17 protein-coding genes and 3 tRNA genes are annotated in these 16,916 nt (G+C 30.0%); 5 read left to right on the top strand and 15 right to left on the bottom strand.

Going from position 1 to position 16,916, the window contains the following annotated elements; genetic code table 11:
- Positions 1-32: 32 nt before the first annotated feature.
- Positions 33-350: a HesB/IscA family protein gene (locus AC5SLY_RS02815; protein ID WP_168606297.1), complete on the top strand. Its 318-nt coding sequence runs from the start codon at positions 33-35 to the stop codon at positions 348-350.
- On the top strand, positions 350-1,126 hold the full coding sequence (xth, locus tag AC5SLY_RS02810; protein ID WP_494599073.1) for an exodeoxyribonuclease III: 777 nt from the start codon (positions 350-352) through the stop codon (positions 1,124-1,126). The genes AC5SLY_RS02815 and xth overlap by 1 nt, the downstream gene beginning before the upstream one ends.
- On the opposite strand, the gene AC5SLY_RS02805 is transcribed toward xth, so the two are convergent.
- Genes AC5SLY_RS02805 through AC5SLY_RS02795 form a run of 3 tightly spaced genes read right to left on the bottom strand, consistent with a single transcriptional unit; the run spans position 1,118 to position 2,891 of the window.
- On the bottom strand, positions 1,118-2,116 hold the full coding sequence (locus AC5SLY_RS02805) for an Ldh family oxidoreductase (RefSeq protein WP_494599071.1): 999 nt from the start codon (positions 2,114-2,116) through the stop codon (positions 1,118-1,120). The two genes, xth and AC5SLY_RS02805, sit on opposite strands and share 9 nt — an antisense overlap.
- A 14-nt stretch (positions 2,117-2,130) precedes the next feature.
- A complete protein-coding gene (locus AC5SLY_RS02800) occupies positions 2,131-2,529 on the bottom strand; it encodes a hypothetical protein (RefSeq protein WP_006996953.1) in 399 nt (132 codons plus the stop codon).
- Positions 2,529-2,891: a Fur family transcriptional regulator gene (locus AC5SLY_RS02795; protein WP_006996954.1), complete on the bottom strand. Its 363-nt coding sequence runs from the start codon at positions 2,889-2,891 to the stop codon at positions 2,529-2,531. Before AC5SLY_RS02795 ends, AC5SLY_RS02800 begins: the two co-directional genes overlap by 1 nt.
- Before the next feature lie 112 nt (positions 2,892-3,003).
- Between AC5SLY_RS02795 and AC5SLY_RS02790 the strand changes: the two genes are divergently transcribed.
- Positions 3,004-3,225, top strand: a complete 222-nt coding sequence (locus AC5SLY_RS02790) for a DUF6552 family protein (RefSeq protein ID WP_006996955.1) — start codon at positions 3,004-3,006, stop codon at positions 3,223-3,225.
- A gap of 57 nt (positions 3,226-3,282) precedes the next feature.
- Here the strand turns inward: AC5SLY_RS02790 and AC5SLY_RS02785 are convergent, their stop codons facing one another.
- From AC5SLY_RS02785 to AC5SLY_RS02775, 3 genes are read right to left on the bottom strand one after another with little or no spacing between them, the layout of a single operon-like run.
- Positions 3,283-4,485, bottom strand: coding sequence for a sugar phosphate nucleotidyltransferase (locus tag AC5SLY_RS02785; protein ID WP_494599070.1), 1,203 nt, complete (start codon positions 4,483-4,485; stop codon positions 3,283-3,285).
- Positions 4,485-6,203 (bottom strand): dihydroxy-acid dehydratase, encoded by a 1,719-nt coding sequence (gene ilvD / locus AC5SLY_RS02780; RefSeq protein WP_011282068.1) that lies wholly within the window; start codon positions 6,201-6,203, stop codon positions 4,485-4,487. The genes AC5SLY_RS02785 and ilvD overlap by 1 nt, the downstream gene beginning before the upstream one ends.
- Positions 6,203-8,830 carry a valine--tRNA ligase gene (locus AC5SLY_RS02775; protein ID WP_006996958.1) on the bottom strand — a complete coding sequence of 876 codons (2,628 nt, stop codon included), beginning with the start codon at positions 8,828-8,830 and terminating at the stop codon, positions 6,203-6,205. Before AC5SLY_RS02775 ends, ilvD begins: the two co-directional genes overlap by 1 nt.
- A 128-nt stretch (positions 8,831-8,958) precedes the next feature.
- On the opposite strand from AC5SLY_RS02775, the gene AC5SLY_RS02770 reads away from it, so the two are divergent.
- Both AC5SLY_RS02770 and AC5SLY_RS02765 read left to right on the top strand, forming a co-directional pair.
- A tRNA-Cys gene (locus AC5SLY_RS02770) sits at positions 8,959-9,032 on the top strand.
- A 51-nt stretch (positions 9,033-9,083) separates the two neighbouring features.
- A tRNA-Asn gene (locus AC5SLY_RS02765) sits at positions 9,084-9,159 on the top strand.
- Positions 9,160-9,178: 19 nt separating this feature from the next.
- Here the strand turns inward: AC5SLY_RS02765 and AC5SLY_RS02760 are convergent.
- The 9 genes from AC5SLY_RS02760 to AC5SLY_RS02720 form a co-directional block, all read right to left on the bottom strand.
- Positions 9,179-9,844 (bottom strand): hypothetical protein, encoded by a 666-nt coding sequence (locus AC5SLY_RS02760; protein WP_494574325.1) that lies wholly within the window; start codon positions 9,842-9,844, stop codon positions 9,179-9,181.
- Entirely contained in the window at positions 9,841-10,335 is a 495-nt protein-coding gene (locus AC5SLY_RS02755; RefSeq protein ID WP_494574324.1) for a hypothetical protein, read from the bottom strand. The genes AC5SLY_RS02760 and AC5SLY_RS02755 overlap by 4 nt, the downstream gene beginning before the upstream one ends.
- Before the next feature lie 75 nt (positions 10,336-10,410).
- The gene (locus tag AC5SLY_RS02750) at positions 10,411-10,782 is read right to left on the bottom strand and encodes a helix-turn-helix domain-containing protein (RefSeq protein WP_006996960.1); all 372 of its coding nucleotides are present in this window, start codon (positions 10,780-10,782) and stop codon (positions 10,411-10,413) included.
- A gap of 174 nt (positions 10,783-10,956) precedes the next feature.
- Positions 10,957-11,691, bottom strand: a complete 735-nt coding sequence (locus tag AC5SLY_RS02745) for an amino acid ABC transporter ATP-binding protein (protein ID WP_494574323.1) — start codon at positions 11,689-11,691, stop codon at positions 10,957-10,959.
- Between the two features lie 3 nt (positions 11,692-11,694).
- On the bottom strand, positions 11,695-12,975 hold the full coding sequence (locus AC5SLY_RS02740; RefSeq protein WP_494599069.1) for an amino acid ABC transporter permease: 1,281 nt from the start codon (positions 12,973-12,975) through the stop codon (positions 11,695-11,697).
- The gene (locus tag AC5SLY_RS02735) at positions 12,975-14,120 is read right to left on the bottom strand and encodes an amino acid ABC transporter permease (protein WP_006996964.1); all 1,146 of its coding nucleotides are present in this window, start codon (positions 14,118-14,120) and stop codon (positions 12,975-12,977) included. The genes AC5SLY_RS02740 and AC5SLY_RS02735 overlap by 1 nt, the downstream gene beginning before the upstream one ends.
- Before the next feature lie 65 nt (positions 14,121-14,185).
- Positions 14,186-15,226 (bottom strand): amino acid ABC transporter substrate-binding protein, encoded by a 1,041-nt coding sequence (locus AC5SLY_RS02730; protein ID WP_011282064.1) that lies wholly within the window; start codon positions 15,224-15,226, stop codon positions 14,186-14,188.
- Positions 15,227-15,396: 170 nt separating this feature from the next.
- Positions 15,397-15,473: transfer RNA gene (locus AC5SLY_RS02725), tRNA-Arg, on the bottom strand.
- Between the two features lie 31 nt (positions 15,474-15,504).
- The gene (locus AC5SLY_RS02720) at positions 15,505-16,914 is read right to left on the bottom strand and encodes a TrkH family potassium uptake protein (protein WP_027306936.1); all 1,410 of its coding nucleotides are present in this window, start codon (positions 16,912-16,914) and stop codon (positions 15,505-15,507) included.
- Positions 16,915-16,916 lie beyond the last annotated feature (2 nt).

The raw sequence follows: 16,916 nt of genomic DNA, 5'->3' as shown, positions 1-16,916 counted from the left end.
AGATATTATATTAGTATTATCAGTGTTGTTATATGATTAAAGAAATTAAATTTACAGATAAAGCTATAAAACAGATTAATAATTTGTTGTCTCAAAAAGATCCAGGGTCATTTTTTAGAATCGCTATTAAAGGCGGTGGTTGCTCAGGTTTTCAATATGAGTTTACTTTTGACAAAAAATTGGAAGCAGATGATTTAAAGCATGAAAATATTCTCATTGATAAAACTTCAGCAGACCTTTTAAAAGGCTCAGAAGTGGACTTTGTCTCGGAACTAATTGGTGATCAATTCAAAATCTCTAACCCACAAAGCAAATCTTCTTGCGGTTGTGGTGTTTCATTCTCCATATAATGATTATCACATCCTGGAATGTTAATTCTGTTAGAGCAAGAATTGAAAACATTAAAGAATACCTTCAAAAATTTTCTCCTGATGTTGTCATGATGCAAGAGATTAAAACTCAAGATGAATCTTTTCCTTATGATGATTTTTCATCATTAGATTATGAAAGTCATGTATTTGGACAAAAAAGTTACAACGGTGTAGCAATTATTTCCAAACATAAACTAGAAAATGTTAGATTAGATTTGATTAAAGATAAGTTAAAACAATCAAGAATTATTTCAGCAGAAATAAAACATAAGAAAAAAAATATTCAACTAATTAACATTTACACTCCAAACGGTAATCCTGTAGATACTGATAAATATAGTTATAAAAAAGAATGGTTAGATAATTTAATTAAACAACTAAAAACTCTTTCAAAAAAAAATGAAAACATTATTTTAGCAGGTGATTTTAATATTCTTCCCTCAGCAGAAGATGCTTATAATATTAAAGGGTTTGAAGATGACGCTTTATACAGACTTGAGATAAGAAAAAAATTTAGAGAAATGATCAATCTAGGTTTTCATGATGCTTACCGTCACATTCATGGTGAAACAGAAGGTTATACTTATTGGGATTATATGAGAGGTGCTTGGCAAAAAAACAATGGATTAAGAATAGATCACTTTTTAGTGTCAAATTCTTTATTAAATATAGTTAAGAATGTTAATATTAATAAAGACCCCAGAGGAAAAGAGAAACCTTCAGATCACACACCTATTGAAATTGAATTAAGTTAAAGATTTAATTTTATTAACAAGTTCTTCGTTAATATTTCTTGGTCCTATATCTAGTCTATTTTTATGTCTTCTTTCACCTGGAAGTCTAACACCATCCATAGCTGACATTTTACTAAAAAACTCATCAGCGTGTTTATCCCAACCTTTGCCAGAAATTTTCTCTGGTGAGATTGCTATAATAAATTCTCCACCACTTGGAGGACCGCCATCATTATTATCTTTAGCAGCAGTTTCAAAACTAAAATTTTCACCAATTAATGCTCCAGCTAATAGTTCAACCATCATTGCTATACTAGATCCTTTATAGCCACCAAATGGAAGTATAACTCCACCATCAGCAATTTCTCCAGGATCGGTTGTTTCTTTACCCTCTTTAGTTAAACCCGTTCCAAGGGGAACTTTGTGCCCTTCTCTTTTTGCAATTTGAACTTCACCCATTGCCATTGAAGCAGTTGCCATATCATAGACAACTGGAGTTTTACCAGGTCTAGGCCAAGCAAAAGAAATTGGATTTGTTCCATATAAAGGTTTCGTAGCACCCGCTGGTGCAACAGCTGGCTTATAAGATGTGCAAGCAATACCAACAAGTCCTGCTTCAGCAATAGCTTCAGTTTCAGGCCAAAGGGCTGCCATATGATGTGAATTTTTTATAGCAAGAATTGCTACACCATTTTTTTTTGCTAAATCAATAACTGCAGGTAATCCAAAGTTTAAAACCATAGGAGCAACTGCATTATTACCTAATACTTTAATAATACTTGGAGCAACAATTTCTAATTCAGGTCTAGCCTTACCATTAATCTTTTTACTTTTTAAGCCTGCTACATAAGCAGGTAATCTAAACAAGCCATGTGATACTGAGCCATCTCTTTCAGCCCTCATAATAGTATCTGCTAAAATACTAGCATTTTCCTCATCACAACCATTAGCTAATAGTGTTTTTTTGGCTAGTTCTAAAATTTCTTTTAATGTTAAGGGAACTGTACTCATCCCAATATTAAATATTATTTATGCTTGCTTTTCAAATCTTTTTTTAGATCTTCATGATCACCAACAACATTATGGTATTGGCTTTTCGTTACATATTTTTCTAAAAAAGGTACCGCTAATAAAGGTAAGAAGCCACCAAGAACAATTCCAAAGGCAGCACTTTTTAAATTTGGATCAAGTAATGCTGCTATAAAGTCTGCTATAATATGAGCTAAAACTATTCCAATTATTCCAGCAATTGCACCATTAGAAACTAATTTCAAAAAACGGTTTATGCTCCAACCTGAATAAAAACCAATTAATGGTATTAACGTATGAACAAAACCAAATACAAATCCTCTTAATATTCCATATTCCTCTATAAGTTCTTCTAAAAAGTGAAGAAATTCTGGTAATTCATGTGCGTGTTCCATTAGTTACATCTCCTACATTTTGTTGAGACTTCAAGCTGAAAATCACTGAAGTCATATTTTTTGATTGGGTTTTTTTTAAATATTGTTTCAAATAATTCTGATTTAAGCTCTTCTGTGTCTCCACAATCTCTACAAATAGCTATAGATGGATTATGCTTAACATGCTCATGACTACACAATACATAGGTCTTATTTTGATTAGATTTATGTATCTTATCTTCTTCAATTAGTTTTTTTAAAGATCTGTAAACAGCCATTGGCTGTATCTTTTTAAATTTTTGAAATTTATCTAATATTTCATAAGCCGTTAAATGCTTTTTAGATTTCTTAATTATATCAAAAACTATATCGTGATTATTCATTTTGTTATGTTATAACATAACATTTTTTTATGTCAATACCCCAGTAATAAAGGTTTTTGTTTGTTCTATAATTGTAATAAATTCCTAACAAAACTTACATTTAAAGGAGACTATGCTTATAAAAAAATACCTAAAATGGATCAGCACTGCTTTAGTATTAACTGGAATATTATTAACCAACTTAAATATCTACCCTATTAACATCTACTTCCATGGTCTTGGAGTTATTGGTTGGACAATAGCTGGTTTTATATCAAAAGATAAAGCCATATTAACAAACTTTGGGTTACAGATACCATTATTTTTAATTGGAATTTATAAAATTATATTTTAGGATTAATTGAATAGAACAAGCTGTATCTTACATCTTTATGTAGCTGTATTAATATTATTAAGTACGACCATACACATCTTGAAACCTGACAATATCACCTTCTTTTAATATCGATCCAACTTGTGCTTCAATAATTTTAACAGGCTTTGTGCCTTTATTTTCAATTCTATGAATTGCTTCTAATGGAATGAATATATGATCATTTTTTTTTCTAAAAAAACTATCTTTATTAAGTGTAATTTTAGGCGTTCCTTGAGTTACAAACCAATGTTCTGATCGATGATGATGTTTTTGTAAACTTAAAACACCTTTAGGCTTAACAAATAGTTCTTTGATTAAAAAACCTTTACCTTCGAATAAATTAACGTACCTACCCCAAGGCCGGTAATAAACATTTTTTTTCTTATAATATTTATTCTTATTTTTATCATACATTTTTAAGATCTCTTTCCAGCTGCCAAGATCTGACCAAGGAATGTCTAATTTAATAGCATTAATTTGTTTGGTTTTTTCTAAAATTGCATAATCAAAAGATTTTGCTGTAGCTTTTTCAAATGAAGTTTTATTTAAATAATAAGTGTTATTTTTAAGTTTAGCTTTTGAAACAGCATTAAGACAATTTTTATACATTGTAGGTTGGTATTTCTTAAAGTTATTTATTATTGAGTCTTTTCTCAAAAAAAACATACCAGAATTCCAATAACCTTTTTGTTTAATGACTTGTTTAGCTTTAGCTTCTTTAGGTTTTTCAATAAATTTTGTTACTTTATTAATATTTCCTTTAACTTTTTTTGTTAAAAAATAACCATATTCACTTGATGGAGATGTTGGTTTAATTCCAAAGATGAATATATTTTGGTCTGTTAAATTAGTTTTATTTTTATTAATAGCTTTATTAAAAATATTAGCTTTTTCTATTAAGTGGTCTGCTGCAAAAAACATTAAGGGTTGTTCATTTGGAATATCTTTAATTAATGCTGATGCAAGAATTGCTGGTGCTGTATTTCTTTTTGCGGGTTCTAAAACAATTTTATATTTACTTATCTTATGTTTCTTAAGATGTTTTTTTACCTCTTTTAAATATTTAAGATTTGTACTTATGATCGGTACATCAAAGGTCGAAGATTTAACTCTTTCAAGAGTTTTTCCTAATAAAGTCCAATTACCAAAATCAATAAATTGTTTTGCTTGATGATTTTTAGAATTAGGCCAAAGTCTAGTTCCTGCTCCGCCACATAATATAACGGGTCTAATTTTCATTAAATATCAGCGTAAACTTTTACTTCTTTTCTTTTACCGGGATGTGTTGGTGCACCTAAATAAGCGGGACCTACTGTTTGAGCATATTTCCAAATAGTACCCGATCCAAAGCTTGATTTTTTTGCTTTCCACTTCTTATGTCTTGTGGCTAATTGTGATTTAGTTAATCTAACGTTAATAGTCCCTTTTTTGGCATCTATATCAATTACATCTCCATTGCGTAAAAGAGCTAAAGGGCCGCCTAAGGCCGCCTCAGGGCCAACATGACCCACACAAAAACCTCTTGTAGCCCCAGAAAATCTACCATCTGTAATTAGAGCAACCTTCTCACCCATACCTTGACCATAAATAGCACCCGTTGTTGAAAGCATTTCTCTCATACCAGGTCCACCAACTGGTCCTTCGTAACGAATAATAATTACATCACCTGCTTTATATTTTTTCTTTTGCACACAAGCCATTGCTGCTTCTTCATTATCAAAACATCTAGCTTTTCCAGTGAATTGTAATTTTTTTAAACCAGCAATTTTAACAATTCCACCATCAGGAGCTAAGTTACCTTTAAGACCTACAACACCGCCATCTGGTGATAAAGGATTATCATATGCTCTTAATACTTTTTGCTTAGGATTAAATTTAATATTTTTTAAATTTTGTTTCATTGTTTTTCCAGTAACAGTCATGCAATCACCATGTATAAAACCACCATCAAAAAGAGTTTTTAATAACATAGGTACTCCACCAGCTAACCACATATCTTTTGCAACATATTTTCCACCTGGTTTTAAATCTGCAAGATATGGAGTTTTTTTAAAAATTTTAGCTACATCCATTAAATCAAACTTAATTCCAATTTCATTAGCTATAGCTGGTAGGTGTAAAGCAGCATTTGTCGATCCACCAGTAGCCGCTACAATTGTTGCAGCATTTTCTAAAGATTTTTTTGTAACAATGTCTCTTGGACGAATATTTTTTTGTAATAAATTCATTACAGTCTTGCCACTTAATAATGCATACTTATCACGTTCTTCGTATGGAGCAGGTGTTCCAGCTGAATAAGGTAATGCTAAACCAATAGCTTCAGAAACGCAGGCCATAGTATTTGCAGTAAATTGACCTCCACATGCACCTGCACTTGGGCAAGCAACTAACTCTAATTTTCTTAATTCCTTTGCAGACATTTTTCCAGCTGAGTGTTTTCCAACTGCTTCAAAAACATCAACAACAGTTACATCTTTACCTTTATATTGACCTGGAAGTATTGAGCCACCATAAATAAATACACTTGGAACATTTAATCTAACCATTGCCATCATTAAGGCAGGTAAAGATTTATCACAACCAGCAATACCAACAAGCGCATCATAACAATGACCACGCACAGTAAGTTCAGTTGAATCAGCAATTACCTCGCGAGAGATTAAAGATGACTTCATTCCTTCGTGACCCATGGCAATACCATCAGTTACTGTTATCGTACAAAATTCTCTAGGGGTTCCACCTGAAGCTCTAACGCCTTTTTTGACAGATTGAGCTTGTCTCATTAAAGCAATATTACAAGGAGCAGCTTCATTCCAAGTTGACACAACACCAACAAATGGCTTTGCTACATCTTTTTCTGTTTCACCCATTGCATAGTAAAATGATCTATGTGGAGCTCTATCAGCACCTAATGAAGTATGTCTGCTTGGTAATTTTTTTTTATTAAATTTTGCCATTATAAACCCTTTATAGTTATCGATATTCTCTCAACATCATTTTTTAAATTATTATAATTAGTTTTTTCCTGATCAACAATATCTTTTGGTGCTCTATCAACAAAGCCTTTATTAGCTAATCTTTGTGATATTTTATTCATTTCTTCTTGGTATTTATTTTGCCTTGTAGTTAAGTTTTTTTTAATTAATTCTAAATCGACATCTTCATCAAAATACACTTTGAATAAATCTCCAGAAACCATCAATGTAGCAGTTGGTTTATCCAGATCTTTATTATATAAATTTTTGATACGACCAAGTTTTTTTAGAATAATTTCATTTTCAGTAAAAAATGATTGTTCTTTTTTACTAACTGTCTCTATTGAAATATCTATAAATGACCCAGGGCTTACACTTAATTCATTTTTAAATGATCTTAATTCAGAAACTATACTGATAATTTTTTCAACTTGATTAATGGATGTATCTCTTTCAAACTCTCCAGAAGGCCAATTAGCTAACATTAAAAAGTCTTTACCTGTGTTATCAAATTTATTATTTAGCCAAATTTCTTCAGTCACAAATGGAATAAATGGATGTAATAATATTAGTATCTGTTTAAATACGTAAGCTGATACCTGTCTTATTTCATCTTTTGCCTTTTCATCTTCTGAAAATAGGATTGTTTTAGATAGCTCTAAATACCAATCACAATAAGAGTGCCAAGTAAATTGATAGGCATTTTTTGCAGCTTCATCAAACCTGTAATCTTTTAGATTTTTTTCAATTTTATTTTTAGTTTCTATAAGTTCAGCATAGATCCATTTGTTAATATTAATTGATAAAATTGGTTTTTCATCAATTTTAGAAAAATCACAATTATTGGTAATTAAAAAATTGTTTGCATTCCATAATTTATTTAAAAAATTTCTATAACCCTTAACTCTATCTTCAGAAAGTTTTACATCTGTTCCGGGTGACGCCATTGACAGTAGAGTAAACCTTAAAGCATCTGCACTATATTTTTCAATTAGGTCTAAGGGATTAATTACGTTTCCTTTAGATTTAGACATTTTTTGTCCCTTCTCGTCTTTAACAAGGGCGTGAACGTAAACATCTTTAAAAGGCTCTTTGTCTAGAAACTCCATTCCAAACATGATCATGCGTGCTACCCAAAAAAATATAATGTCAAACCCTGTAACCAGTACTGATGTCGGGTAAAATTTATCTACATATTCTTTATTGTCAGGCCAACCCAATGTAGCAAAAGGCCATAGACCTGATGAAAACCAAGTATCCAATACATCTGGGTCACGAATTAAATCTACATCTTTATTATAGAATTTTTTTGCATCCAATTTTGCTTCTTCTTCATTTATTGCAACGAAGATTTTTTTATCTGGTCCATACCAAGCAGGTATTTGATGTCCCCACCAAAGCTGTCTTGAGATACACCATGGCTCAATATTGTTCATCCATTGAAAATAAGTTTTTGACCAATTAGCAGGAAAAAAATTAGTTTTTTTAGAGTTAACTATATCTTTAGCTTTAATTGATAATTTTTTTGCATCGACAAACCATTGTTCTGTTAAAAAAGGCTCAATTATTGAATTAGACCTATCCCCATAAGGAACTTTATTCTTTATGTTCTCTTCCTTAACAAAAAACTCTTTTTCTTTAAGTTCTTTTATAATTCTTTTTCTAGCTTCAAATCTATCAAGTCCAATATATTCTTTAGGAGCGTTTTCGTTTACTTTGCCACCTTCAGTAAAAATATTTATGATTTCTAAATTATTTCTTTGTCCCACTTCATAGTCATTAAAATCATGTGCTGGTGTTATCTTTAAAGCACCCGTTCCCATCTCAGGATCAGCATATTCATCTTCAATAATTTTTATTTTTTTTCCAACAATTGGTACTGTTACAAACTTACCAACTAAATGTTTAAATCGATCATCCTTTGGATTTACAGCTATCGCTGTATCACCCAACATGGTTTCAGGTCTTGTTGTTGCTATAGTTATAAAATCACTAGAAGCTTCTATAGGATATTGAATATAGTAAATCTTAGAATTAACTTCTCTTTGATCCACTTCTAAATCAGATATTGCTGTTTTTAAAACCGTATCCCAGTTTACTAGTTTTTTATCTTTATAAATTAAACCTTTTTTGTGAAGCTCTACAAAAACTTTTAAAACTGATTTTGAAAGGTTTTCATCCATTGTAAAAGCATTTCTTGACCAATCACAAGAGCAACCTAGTTTTTTTAGTTGATTTAAAATGATATCACCATGTTCTTCCTTCCATTCCCAAACCTTTTCTATGAACTTTTCTCTTCCAATTTCATTTTTATCAATACCATCAGCGGTTAATTTTTTCTCAACTAAGGCCTGTGTGGCAATACCTGCATGATCTGTTCCAGGTTGCCATAAGGTTTCATAATTATTCATACGGTGGTATCTAACCAAAAGATCTTGAATTGAATTATTCAAAGCATGACCCATATGAAGGCTACCAGTTACATTGGGCGGAGGTATAACCACTGAAAATTGTTTCTTATTTTTAGTGGGTTTAAATAAATTGTTTTTTTCCCAATAAGAATAAATCTTATCTTCAACGTCTGTATGTATATATTTATCGTTACTCATAGGTGATAATAAGTTTATAATTTAATAATATTAATTAACAATAATCATTTTGAAGGCTTATTTGGTAGACTAATTTTATATATTTAATATATAAAAGGCTCTCTATTTAATTTAAATTGAGAGGAGAGGGCATCGTGGCGGAATGGTTACGCAGAGGATTGCAAATCCTTGTATCCCAGTTCGATTCTGGGCGATGCCTCCAAAAAAAAATCTTGTTTTACTCTTAAAAAAAAGTAAGTTGTGTTTTTGATATTCCTCGGTAGCTCAGTTGGTAGAGCAGTTGACTGTTAATCAATTGGTCGCAGGTTCGAGTCCTGCCCGAGGAGCCAAAATCTTTATCTTTTAGATTTATCGAATTATACAATTGGGATTGAAACCAATTAGATCATCTATCCCATCAGGCGTATGCATTTTTCTTTTTCGTAAGTATATCGGATCATGTTCCAATTTTATACCTGTCACTATTTCCATAAGAGTGTCTATAGCTATAGCCATTTGATGTGTATGAGGTGTTGCTTTTTTTGGATCTGTAATTCTATTTCTCGCTAGACCATTAGGATTTTTTCTTTCTAAAAACTTTTCAGGATCAGTAATCGCTAAATTTACTACTTTTACTGAATTAAATAGTTTCTCATGTATATTTTTTGGAACATTAGCTCCCCATAATTCAGCAATATAAATATATCCTAGGGCAATATCAACTCCATATGAATGGTACCATTGCCCTCTGAGACCCCTGAAAGAGTTATCGTTAATGTATCCATCATCATAAAATAGTTTGTCTATTTGTTTTAATGTGTGATTAATTTCTTTAGCAGCAAGTTTTTTATCTTCTGTCCATGATGCATAAACTAATGTTGATAATCCTCCATTAGCCATTGCATAAAACCCTTTGTCATTTTTTTTAAATTGAATTGGTTTTAAGAACTTTTTGTACATTTTTTTAATGTAATTATTCACAATCTTAAACTCCTCTTTATTCAATTCAGATTTAAGCATTACTGCACTAATCATATAATTTCCAAACCATTGACCTGCAAATTCATATTCATGGTACCAACAAGGAGCTTTGGGGTTATTATCTTTCCAACACTTTCCTTTTTTTTTAATTCTTCATAACTTATGCTGTTATATAAAGTATTTGCCTTAGCTATTTCTAATAATAAACCTTTGGCTATATTGATGTTAGTTTGATTTTTATCACCAATAGCCATGTGGGTTCCTGCAATCATAACTTTTATAGGTTTCGTGATTGCTGCATGTTCTACCAAAATAGAATTACTATATTTCTCATGGTAAGCTGACCAATCAAAACCAACTACACTGTTAACGGTATCAATAGTTGATTTATTACTAAATGATTTATCCTTAGGAATTGCTGAACAAGTCTTAATTTCTTTAGTATAATATTTGCCTGGAAAATTAATGTCTTTAGATTTTACTTTTGCAAAAGCATTTCCACTTAATAATATAAATAATAAAAAAACTTTTAATAAACTTTTCATTACAAATATGAAATTATAAAAAATTTTTTTTAAAATGATTTTCAAAATTTATAGGGGTCATTAATTTAATAAAAATTAAACTGCTTTTGAAATCCCAATATTTGAAGACTGTAAAGATTTACTAAACTTTAACTTTTGATCGTTATTAAGTTCAGAATATAATTTAACTAAAAAATTATAATTTACATTCATGTGACCTTCTTGAGATCTTTCTAGATTTATTAAATATTCTGAAAAATCTTCAAAAAAATAATTTACTGGAACTTTTAAATAATTTGCTAATTGAAGAAGTCTTATTGAGCTAACTCCATTAGTTCCTTTTTCATATTTTTGAATTTGTTGAAATGTAACATTAATTGCTTTTGCTACTTTTGTTTGTGTGAGACCTAAAGCTAATCTTCTTAGCTTTAATTTGTTACCTAAATGTTTGTTGAAATTATCTTCCATTAAGACCCCTCTTAAAGTTTGTTTTTAAAAACATATTGAACTAATTTTTGACTGTTATCGCAACACAAAAATTTATTTATTTTATAAAGTTAAGTAGAAAATAACAAAATGTGTCAAGAACTTATAATATAAAATGAAAAAATAAAATTGTTGAACTATAAGCTTTAAAAAGACTTATAAAATTTGGCTTAAAAAAAGTTTAGTTCGATCATTTTTGGGATTAGCAAAAAAGTCTTTTGTTGTGGCCTTTTCAACTATCATTCCCTCATCCATAAAAATCATTTGATCGGCTACCTCTTTAGCAAAGCCCATCTCATGAGTTACAACAATCATCGTCATACCTTGTTTTGCTAAATTAACCATAACATCTAGCACTTCTTTAATCATTTCAGGATCTAATGCTGATGTAGGCTCATCAAATAACATAATTTTAGGTTCCATACAAAGTGCTCTTGCAATGGCAACTCTTTGTTGCTGTCCGCCTGATAATTGACCTGGAAACTTTTGGGCTTGATCTAAAATTTGTACTTTTTCAAGGTGTTCTAATGCTAATTTTTCTGCTTCTTTTTTGGGCATTTTTTTTACCCAAATTGGAGCTAACGTACAATTATCTAAAATAGATAAATGAGGAAATAAATTAAATTGTTGAAAAACCATCCCAACTTCAGCTCTAACTTGTTCTATATTTTTTGTATCTTCTGAAATTTCAGTACCATCAACAATGATTGATCCTTTTTGATGCTCTTCTAGTCTATTAATACATCTAATTAGTGTAGATTTTCCAGATCCAGATGGTCCACACACAACGATTTTTTCTTTAGGTTTAACTTCAAGATTTATTTCTTTTAATACTTGAAAATCCCCAAACCACTTGTTTACATTTTGAATTTGAATAATTGAATCTGACATAATTTATCTATCTGTTTTATATTTTAATTCTAATTTCTGGCTATATTTACTCATACTATAACAAATAATCCAGAATATTATTCCAGCAAATACGTATCCTTCCATCGAAAATCCTAGCCATTCGGGATTAGTTTTAGCTAAATTTAACATACCAACTACCTCTAAAAGACCTACTACAAAAATTAGTGGTGTATCTTTTACAAGTGCTAAGAATGTATTCGCAATTCCTGGAATTACTAATTTTAAAGCTTGTGGAAGAATAACAAAGATATGAAGTTTCCAGTAACCCATCCCAAGTGACTTAGCTGCATCATATTGGCCTCTTGGAAGAGCTTGTAGTCCTCCCCTTATAACTTCAGCTGTATAAGCCGCTTCAAATAAAGTAATTGCTACAACAACTCTAATTAGTTTATCTACATAAGTTCCATCAGGTAAAAACATTGGAAACATTACAGCTGACATAAATAAAACTGTAATTAAAGGAACACCTCTCCAAAATTCAATGAATGAAAGAGATGAATATTTAACAACGGGTAAATCAGATCTCCTACCAAGAGCCAGCATCATGCCAATTGGAAAACAAAAAATTAGAGAGAAAAAAGAAACTATAAAGGTTAAAGATAAGCCACCCCACGCACCTGTTTCAACCCACTCTAGTCCAAAAGAACCTCCTGAAATCAAATAGTAGATTAAGATAAAAGAAATAATTGGTAATATAAGGGTGTAATAAAGAGAAAGATAATTTCTAAATTTAGTAGGTACAAAAAATCCAGCTGCCATAAAGGCTAATACAGCAATAAATGTAATATTAATTCTCCATTGTTCTGCATTAGGATACATTCCATACATAAATCTATTAAACCAAACTTTGATATAAACCCAACAAGCACCACCACCAGTACACGCTTCTTTAGTGTCACCAGAAATATTAGCATCAAAAATGAGCCAATTTAATAATGGAGGAAGTGAAAATATTATAAGAAAAATAATACACAAACTTAAAGCTGCGTTAAAATTACTTGGGTTAATATTTTTATTAAGGCTATCTAAAATTTTAATACCTGAAAATTCAATTCTAATAAAATGAAGACCAATTACCCCAAAGATTAAGGGAGTAAAAAAGTTAATAAACCTAGGTAAGAAAGAGGTAATATTTGTACCAAAGAAATTATTTAAACAAAAATCAAAAATACCTAAGAAAAAAAATAAAATTCCAATAATAAGAGAAGTATTTCTATTTATTTGAATTTTAGCTTTTGGTAAATCAAGATTTTTTGAATTCATTATTTTTCCTTTATCGCTATTCTTTGGTTGTACCAATTCATTAGTAATGAAATTGCTATACTAATAGTTAAATATGTGGCCATTGTAATACCAACAATTTCAATTGCTTTTCCTGTTTGCATCATAGCAGTACCCGCAAAAACTAAAACTAGATCTGGATAAGCAATTGCTGCTGCTAAAGAAGAGTTTTTGGTTAAATTTAAATATTGATTAGTAGTAGGTGGTATAATTATTCTTAACGCTTGAGGCATAATTACTAATTTCAAAACTTGGCTTGGTGTTAAACCAATTGATGCAGCAGCTTCTTTTTGCCCTTTGCCAATACCTTGAATACCTGCTCTTACATTTTCTGCAATAAAAGTTGCCGTATAGAGAGTTAAGGCTAAAGTTAACGCAATTAGTTCAGGTGGTATACCCATACCCCCATCAAATGTGTAAGAAGATTGTGACATTTTTCTTAATTCTGGAAAGCTAAAAGATAAATCAACACCACCTACTAAAAATGTTAACAGTGGTAGACCTATAAAAATAGCTAATGAGACAATTAATACAGGCAACTGTTTTCCCTCTTGTTCTTGTTTCTTTTTTGCAAATTTGACAAAAAAGAAAATTAAAATCATTGCAGCAATTAACGTTGTAAAAAAAATATCGAAATTTGTCCAAATTGGAGCTGGTGTATAAAGTCCCTTTATGGTCATAAAAGATGAACCTAATAATAATGTAGCATCTTGAGGCATTGGCAGAGCTCTTAGGGCTGCAAAATACCAAAAGAAAATCTGTAATAATAATGGAACATTTCTAAAGAATTCTATGTAAAAAGAAGCAGTTTTTCTAATCAAATAATTTGGGGATAATCTTGCAACACCAACAATAAGACCCAATAATGTAGCTAAAATAATTCCAATGAAAGCTACTAAGAGTGTATTTAATAATCCAACAAGATATGCTCTTGCATAAGAGTGTGACCCATCATAATCAATTAAAGAAAATTGTATATCAAATGAAGCTTCTTGGGTTAAAAAACCAAAACCAAACTGAATACCTCTTGTATCCATGTTCTCTTGAGCATTCATGGTAAAGAAACCAAATATTAAAACTATAAATAACAATGTTAATAGTTGAGGTAAGATTTTTTTTAATTTCATGTGATGAGTATTATAAAAAAAGGGCTAGATAAATCTAGCCCTTTTTATGTTTTGTTAGATAATAATTATCTTGCTGGTGGTACGTATAGTAGTCCACCTTTAGTCCAAATTTGGTTTGGACCTCTGTCAGGTAAAATACCAGTATCAGCGATATTTCTCTTGTAGCTTTCTCCATAATTACCAACTTGTTTGATAATTCTTAAGCTCCAATCGTTATCTAAACCAAATGCTGCACCTAATTCACCTTCAGAACCAACAAGTCTTTTGATTTGTGGGTTTTCAGAAGTTTTCATCATGTCAGCGTTTGCAGAGTTAATACCGTACTCTTCAGCTTCGATCATTACGTTTAGAGACCATCTTACGATGTCTTCCCAAACTGCATCACCTTGACGTACAACAGGTCCTAGAGGCTCTTTAGAAATAGTCTCTGGTAGCACTACGTGATCATCAGGGTTAGTCATTTTTGTTCTTTGTGCTGCTAGACCAGATTTGTCAGTTGTGTAAGTATCACATCTGCCTGAGTCATAAGCCGCAACAACTTCATCAGCTTTTTCAAAAGCAACTGGTTCATAAGAAATTCCTTTTGAATTAAAGAAGTCTCTCATGTTTAGTTCAGTTGTAGTACCAATGTTAGTACATGCTGAAATTCCATTTTTGAATTGGCTCGTAGAAGTAATTCCTGAGTCTTTTCTTACCATGAAACCTTGGCCATCGTAGAAGTTAACTCCAACGAAAGTTAAACCAATGTCAGCATCTCTAGAAAGTGTCCAAGTTGTGTTTCTTGATAAGATATCAATCTCACCAGAAGTTAGAGCTGTAAATCTTTCTTTAGCACTTAGTGGAGTGAACTTAACTTTGTTCGCATCACCTAATACTGCAGCAGCAACCGCTCTACATACATCAACGTCAACACCAGTCCAATTTCCAGCAGCATCAGCATTTGAAAATCCAGGTAGACCTTGAGATACACCACATCTTACGAAACCTTTTTTCTGAGTGTTCTTAAGAGTTTTTGACTTCTTAGCGGCCATTGTTTCTGTTGTAAAAGTAAACAGAACTGCAACCATAGCAACTAGAGAAGTTAATTGTTTTACGTATTTAAACATATTTTATTCCTCTGTTTTATTTATTTATTTGTTAACAAATAATTCAAAATGATTTGAATTAAGTGAGATGTTTAACATTTTATAACTAGCATCAAAATAAAAATTTTGTTTTTAGAATTATTCTAACAATATGTGGTGCTACATTAAGAACAATGTGTCACATATAGTGATGGTGCGCTCTGGTGGACTCGAACCACCGACCCTCGGTTTAGAAAACCGATGCTCTATCCAGCTGAGCTAAGAGCGCAAATTAATATTAGTATATTTATAGTACGAATTTAATTTTTAAAAAGAAATTTTTTACAAATAATTAATAAAGTTAGAAGCTCTAGTCTACCAATAATCATAAATAAAATTAGATAATACTTAGTGATAAAATGTAGATCATAAAAACTAAAATCAGCCAACCCAAACATTGAGGAGTTTACTGTATTCATTATGGTTAATATTGAGAGTTTAAAAGAGCTTTCAAAATCAATTCCGCTTAAAGTTAATAAAAATGTTAAAATTAATAAAGAAATTATAAAAACTATTACAGATAAAAAATATTTATAAATTTCATCTAATTTGAATGTATCTTTTGAAAACAAGTGTTTATTTATGTAAATATTTTTAGGTCTACTGTAAGAAAGAATTTCGTTAATTGAATATTTAAATAAAGAATAGATTTTTAAAAACCTAATACCAGAACTTGTCGAAAAAAAAGATCCTCCAATAATAACAAGTATTAGAAAAACAAAAGATAAATTACTAGAAGAATTATTAAGAGAAAAACCTACATTAGAAATACTACTTGTTAAGGATAAAAATAACTCACTAAAATTATTTTCAAAATTTAAAAATACAAAAAAAATAATCAACAAAAATAAGAAATAAAACAACAGATGAATATCTTCATTAAAGAAATTAAGATTATGGTTTTTTGTAAAGATTAAATTGTAAATTAAAAAAATACTAAAAAAGGAAGATAGTAATAAAATTGATATAATTATAACTTGAGAATTATTGACCAATAAATTAGACAAATTATTAGATGGTAAAAAACCACCTGATGAAATTATGGTCATTGCTAAATTTAGAGAATTAAATAACCTAATATCAAATAAACTTAAAATTATAAAAATTGAAAGTGTAATTAATGAATAAAATAAAAAAATTTTGAATGCTTGTTTGAATGTTTCAGATTTATTAAAAGATAAAAAATTAGTTAAAGATTTTTTAAAACTATGATCAAAAATATCAATTAAAAGTATTATAGAAAATAAAAAATAAAGACCCCCTATCCATTGAGATGCAGATCTCCATAATATTAAGCTTTGATCAATATGATTAATATTATCAAAAATAGTAAAACCTGTTGAGGTGAATCCAGAAATTGACTCGAAGAAAGCGTTAACAAAAGTTAAATTATAAATACTAAAATAAAAAGGTATAGAAATAACTAGTGGTAATAAAAAATAACCAAGAAGTATTGTTAATATTTTATCATATATAGTTATTTTTTTTTCATCATTATTTTTTGAATAATAAAATAATATTGTTAAAAGAATAGATACTATAAATGTAAATATATAAGTATTTAGATTTAGATAGAGGTTTAGATAGTAAGAGTAAGTGATATTAAAAAAAGCTAAAATTGAAACTATTCCAAAAAAAACACTCAAGTAAATGAGTTTAAAGTATTTCATTA

It is taken from the genome of Candidatus Pelagibacter sp. PS_23 (assembly GCF_059417905.1).
This window is presented reverse-complemented; position numbering and strand designations above follow the sequence as displayed.